Source organism: Photobacterium sanguinicancri (assembly GCF_002265265.1).
Taxonomy (GTDB): Bacteria; Pseudomonadota; Gammaproteobacteria; order Enterobacterales; family Vibrionaceae; genus Photobacterium; species Photobacterium sanguinicancri.
In genome coordinates, this window is sequence record NZ_NOIF01000253.1 from 1 (window position 1) to 5263 (window position 5263).

5 protein-coding genes are annotated in these 5263 nt (G+C 46.2%); all 5 read right to left on the bottom strand.

Annotation, left to right across the window (positions count from 1 at the left end):
• A partial coding sequence (locus ASV53_RS22430) for a vWA domain-containing protein (RefSeq protein ID WP_141226295.1) occupies positions 1 to 1381 on the bottom strand: 1381 nt, incomplete at its 3' end.
• On the bottom strand, positions 1374 to 2339 hold the full coding sequence (locus ASV53_RS22435) for a vWA domain-containing protein (protein WP_094958753.1): 966 nt from the start codon (positions 2337 to 2339) through the stop codon (positions 1374 to 1376). The genes ASV53_RS22430 and ASV53_RS22435, both read right to left, overlap by 8 nt.
• Positions 2332 to 2871 (bottom strand): DUF4381 domain-containing protein, encoded by a 540-nt coding sequence (locus ASV53_RS22440; RefSeq protein WP_094958754.1) that lies wholly within the window; start codon positions 2869 to 2871, stop codon positions 2332 to 2334. Before ASV53_RS22440 ends, ASV53_RS22435 begins: the two co-directional genes overlap by 8 nt.
• A 3-nt stretch (positions 2872 to 2874) precedes the next feature.
• Complete coding sequence (locus ASV53_RS22445; RefSeq protein ID WP_094958755.1) at positions 2875 to 3852, bottom strand: DUF58 domain-containing protein; 978 nt, start codon at positions 3850 to 3852, stop codon at positions 2875 to 2877.
• Positions 3849 to 4805, bottom strand: a complete 957-nt coding sequence (locus ASV53_RS22450; protein ID WP_062691471.1) for an AAA family ATPase — start codon at positions 4803 to 4805, stop codon at positions 3849 to 3851. The genes ASV53_RS22445 and ASV53_RS22450 overlap by 4 nt, the downstream gene beginning before the upstream one ends.
• Positions 4806 to 5263: the final 458 nt, after the last annotated feature.

The window sequence follows — 5263 nt, forward strand, 5'->3', positions numbered from 1 at the left end:
GTTGCTGTTGCTGTTGCTGTTGCTGTTGCTGTTGCTGTTGCTGTTGCTGTTGCTGTTGCTGTTGCTGTACTTGCTCAACAACGGAACGGTTTTTCTGCGCTTGAGCAAAATCAGGTTGCTGCTTCAGGGCTTGATCATAAGCTTTGATCGCTTCTTCATATTGACCGCTTTGCGCGTAAGCATTCCCTAAATTGTACTGAGATGTCGCATCATTGAGTGGAGCTAATGATTCTATGGCAGCAGGAAAGTCGCCGTTTTTATATTGGCTTGCACCTTGCCACGCTGGATCGGTGAAATGCTCAGCTGCTGCAGCGTAATCTTCCTGTTCGTATAATTTAATCCCTTGCTGATCACTTGTTTGCCATGGGCTTGCGTGAGCATCGTGAACAGGCAGTAGCACTAAAGGAACAGCCACTAGTAACCCGCGACGAAATCCGAATAAAGCGAATAAACAAATAGGGATGAGTAACCAAAAGCCATTATTGATACGCTCATCGAGTGTTTTATCTTTGCTTTGATTGGCTTGTTGTAACGGTTTTCCTGTTAATGCAATTAATGCCTCGACATCGCGGTTATCATTCTGAGAAAGCTGCAATGTTCCTCCTGTTTGGCGAACAAGCGGCAACAAGGTATCAAGGTTCACTTTATCGATAACAGGCTGCCCATTTTTATCATTCAAAATACGTCCATCAGCCAGTTGGATGGGCGCACCTTGCTGGGTGCCAACTGCTAAAATAGATAAACGGAATTTATGCTGACTAAGCAGGGCGAGACTCTGTTCAGACTCTTTTTTACTGAGGCCATCAGTCACCAAAACAATATCGCCAACAGTGTGGCCTGCTTGCTTTAACAAGCTGATGGCTTCTTCTATACCGGTAGCGGCATTACTGCCTTGGATAGGGAGTAGCTCTGGCGATAGATGCGGGATTAAGCTCGCCAGTGTATTGCTGTCTTGTGTCAGTGGACTAACGATGTAGCCGTCTGCTGCGTATGTCACTAAGCCCGTACTACCTTCTTGCCAACCTGGCAGTAAATCTAATGCCTTGAAACGAGCTTGCGTGAGGCGGTTAGGTGTAATGTCAGTGGCATACATAGAGCGAGACATGTCCATGACCAATATGCGAGCACCTGAAATAGAGTAAGCGGGTACAGGCGATTTTTGCCAACTGGGACCCGCTAATGCCATGACGCTGATCAGCCAAACAAGCGCTAACCCATACGTAAACGGGGTATTGTTTTGCGGTGTGATACCAAAGTGCTTGGCTAGGTGTGGTGCAATTAAGCGTGTTTTCTGGCGTGATGAATGAAGCCACGGCAATAAGATTGCAAGTGGAATAAGTGCCAATAGCCAAAGTGGATGAAGAAGGGTGAAATCAGCCACGTGCCCTCCTAAAAATAACCAATAAACAAGAGAGAATGAATGCAAAAGCGAGTGGGTAACGGAAGAGTTCATCCCGTGGTCGCCATGTTTGTTGTGCGGTGTTAATTGGTTCCATTTGATCAATTAACTGATAAATGTTGCTCAGCTCTTGTGGGTTACGAGCACGAAAATATTGGCCTCCCGTCATATCGGCGATGCGTGTTAGCATGGCTTCATCCAGATCTTGTGAAGGGTTAACAACCCGATTACTAAACAGCCCTTGTTGGATCATTTCTTCTGCGCCAACCCCCACGGTATATATCGTAACTTTACTTTCAGCAGCTAGTCTTGCTGCTTCTAAAGGCTCAATAACGCCAGCGGTATTTGCCCCGTCACTGAGTAAAACGATAACGCGCTGTGGTGCTTCACTATCAATGAACGTTTTGGTCGCTACACCTAAGCCTTCACCAATGGCGGTAGCCTGACCGATTAATCCCAGTACAGTACGATCTAGCTGTTGTTCAACGGTCTTACGGTCAAACGTGAGCGGCGTTTGTAAGTAAGCATGGTTCGCAAACAACACCAGCCCGAGGCGGTCGCCTTTGCGCTCTTTGATAAAATCAGTCAGTACATTCTTAACCGCAGTGAGGCGATCAATATTATTGCCTGAAGGCGTTACCATGTCTTCGATCGACATTGATCCTGATAGATCCACGGCAAGTAGCATGTCGCGGTGATCAGGGTTGATCTCGATCGGATCGCCGTACCAAACGGGGCGTGCCAGTGCTGCAATTAGCGCTATCCAGATCAACGACATGGTGATTAAGCCAACTTGACTGCGTTTTTGTTGCTGGCCTATACCCTCAGGAAGCTGAGGAAGAGTGACCGCGGCTTGCTGGTGGACGGGTTTCGCAAACCGATAGATAAGGTAGGGGAGTGGTAATAATAGACCTGCCCATAACCACGTAAACTCAAACACGGTTATTCTCCGTTTTTATTTCAGTACTGCTTAATCCAGCTTTTGGCTTGCTCTGTGATGGTGGAAGCGCATGGGTTAACCAAGTTTCAGCTAGACGGTAACATTGTTGATATTCTTCTGATGTGAGGCTGGTTTCAGAGAATAATCCGCGTTGCCAAACAGCTTCACTTTTAACGAATCCAATCAGAGAAGGCTTTGTAAATTGCTGGTCTAAAAAGAGCAACCAAGTATGGCCTGTCAGTGATGCGACATGCTGTCGCGGAAAATAGCTGAGGGCCGCTTGGCGAAGCAAGGTATTAAGATCACTTAACGATCCGTTGTGACGGTATGTCGCGAGCACTGCCAAAGCGGATTTTTGTGCTTTACGGTGCTGAAAATAACGATGAATGCCCCGTAGAGCTACAGCAATTGCGATCAATAATATGATGGCAAGCACCCACCAACCCCAAGCGAGTGCCCACTGGCTTGGTGGTGGCGGTAAAACGATGTCTGCAAGAGGCAGTGTTGCTGTCGGCGTTGATTGTACTGACATAATTTATGACTCCCCTTTCTGTTGCCCTAGCTGCTGGAGCAAAGGTAAAGCTGCATCAAGGCTATACAGAGGAATGGCTAATGAATTAGCGAGTGTTTTGATCAGCTGTTGATGATGTAGAAATTGAGTGCTCAGCTGTTCTCGCGTATTTGTTGCCGAAAAATTCAACCAAACAGACTGTGTCTGATCGGCGACCTGCTCGGTGCCACGGAATGCCGTGATGCCTTGCTCTAATGGGTCATGGATTTGCACAAATTGGATACGATTGTGATGACGTAATCGACTTAATGACTGTTTATCATCTGCCTTGAGAGCATGGAAATCACTAACAATGATGATTTCGCTGCCTTTCGGGCATAAATGGCTGAGGTGGCGCAGTGCCGCAGAAAATCCAATCGCAGGGCTGGATGTTTCTTGGGCTGCATCATGAGGCTGAGTGTGGATATTGGTATTAATCTGTTGCTGACTCGCAATCAACTGATTAATAACGCGTAGTGCACCTTGTTGGCGGCCTGTTGGTTTTATTTCATGCAGTGTTTTACCGTTATAAACGATAGCCCCAATACGGTCTTGTTCTTTGATAGTCAGCCAGCAAAGTAGGCTGGCAAAGTGCGCAGCTTGTACTGATTTCAGCATCAGTTGAGAGCCAAACTGCATGCTACTACTAAGATCAATCAATAACATGACGGGTTGTTCACGTTCTTCGGTAAACAGCTTGGTATGTGTTTTTCCGGTACGCGCAGTTACGCGCCAATCAATGGCACGAATGTCATCACCAGCTTGGTACGGGCGGACTTCTGAAAAGTTCATCCCCCGGCCTTTTTGGCGGCTGCTGTGCTTCCCGTTTAAGTGTGACCAAATACTTTGTGCTGGGGCTAACCAGCGAACGGCCTGATCTTTATATTGCAGCAATTCTGCAAGGCAAAGATGAACGCCGTCACTGTGTGTCGGTAACACGTTGGCTGGTGTTGCTAACGTCATACGCTGGCAACCTGTGCAATTAACGTGGCGATAATGGTGTCTGGCTGAATGTTTTCAGCTTGTGCTTCATAGCTAAGTAATAAGCGATGACGCAGAACAGGGTAGGCCATTAGCTGTACATCTTCGGGTGTTACAAAATCACGGCCATTAAGCCAAGCATGAGCACGGGCGCAGCGATCTAATGCCAGTGTGGCGCGAGGGCTAACCCCCATTTGAAGCCAGTTATTAAGCTGATCACCGTAGCGTTCTGGTTGTCGTGTCGCCATGACTAAACGAATGATGTAATGCTCAATATCTTCAGCCATATAAGTACTTAATACGGCTTGTCGGGCTGCAAAGATGGTTTCTTCCGTGATATGAACAGCTTCTGGCTTTTCTAGACCTTGTGCTTCACCACGGTTTAACCGAAGGATCTCTAGCTCGCTGGCTTCACTCGGATAATCAACGTTTAGCTGCAACAAGAAACGGTCAAGTTGCGCTTCAGGTAGCGGGTAAGTGCCTTCTTGTTCTATCGGGTTTTGGGTTGCCATAACCAAAAATAAATCCGGCAGAGGGTAAGTATTACGTCCTGCGGTTATCTGTTTTTCAGCCATGGCTTCTAGCATCGCAGCTTGTACTTTTGCAGGGGCGCGGTTGATTTCATCCGCAAGGACCAAGGCATTAAAAATAGGCCCCGGCTGAAACGTGAACTCCCCTGTTTCTGGACGGAAAATATCGGTGCCTGTTAAATCGGAAGGCAAGAGATCGGGTGTAAATTGGATGCGATGGAAATCACCTTCAATACAGTCAGACAATACTTTTACCGCACGTGTTTTCGCAAGTCCTGGAGGCCCTTCCACTAAGATATGACCATCAGCGAGTAAGGCGATGAGCAGTTGTTTAACTAAGGCGGGTTGACCAATAACTTGGCTTTCTAAGTATGTGTTAAGGCGTTGAAATGTATCTGCTAGCATGGAGTAGATTGTCCTTGTTGATAGACAAAATAGGTTTAATACCTGATATGACTAAATAAAATGGAATAAGTTCGAGAAATAAAGACTAAATTAAGTACTTTAAATCTTCTTTCTGCGTTTTGTCTAACGCTTCCTTGTTTGCTTACGCTCCAATTCCGCCTCCTAGCATCGCTCTCTCGTCTGATTTGATGCCAGACCGACAACGATGCTTCTGCATTACATAATCCTAATCGTTGTGTGCAAGAGTGATAGTTGCAGCTAAATGTCTTGCCTACGATTCATTTCAATCTTGATAATTCAATTATTAGTGCTGCATTGAAGCTAATGAGAAATCTGTTGTTAGCGGGAGTCATTACTGTACGCATTCTCTCTTCCTTTATGCACGAGTGCTTTTCTTCTTGCAGCTTTGAATGAAATTTTCTTTATAAAGAATAGCTTAACTTTTATTCATTCTATTG

Coding starts and splice junctions, on each gene's coding strand:
- ASV53_RS22440 (WP_094958754.1), bottom strand. CDS start 2,871: ATGTCAGTACAATCAACGCCGACAGCAACACTGCCTCTTGCAGACATC.
- ASV53_RS22445 (WP_094958755.1), bottom strand. CDS start 3,852: ATGACGTTAGCAACACCAGCCAACGTGTTACCGACACACAGTGACGGC.
- ASV53_RS22450 (WP_062691471.1), bottom strand. CDS start 4,805: ATGCTAGCAGATACATTTCAACGCCTTAACACATACTTAGAAAGCCAA.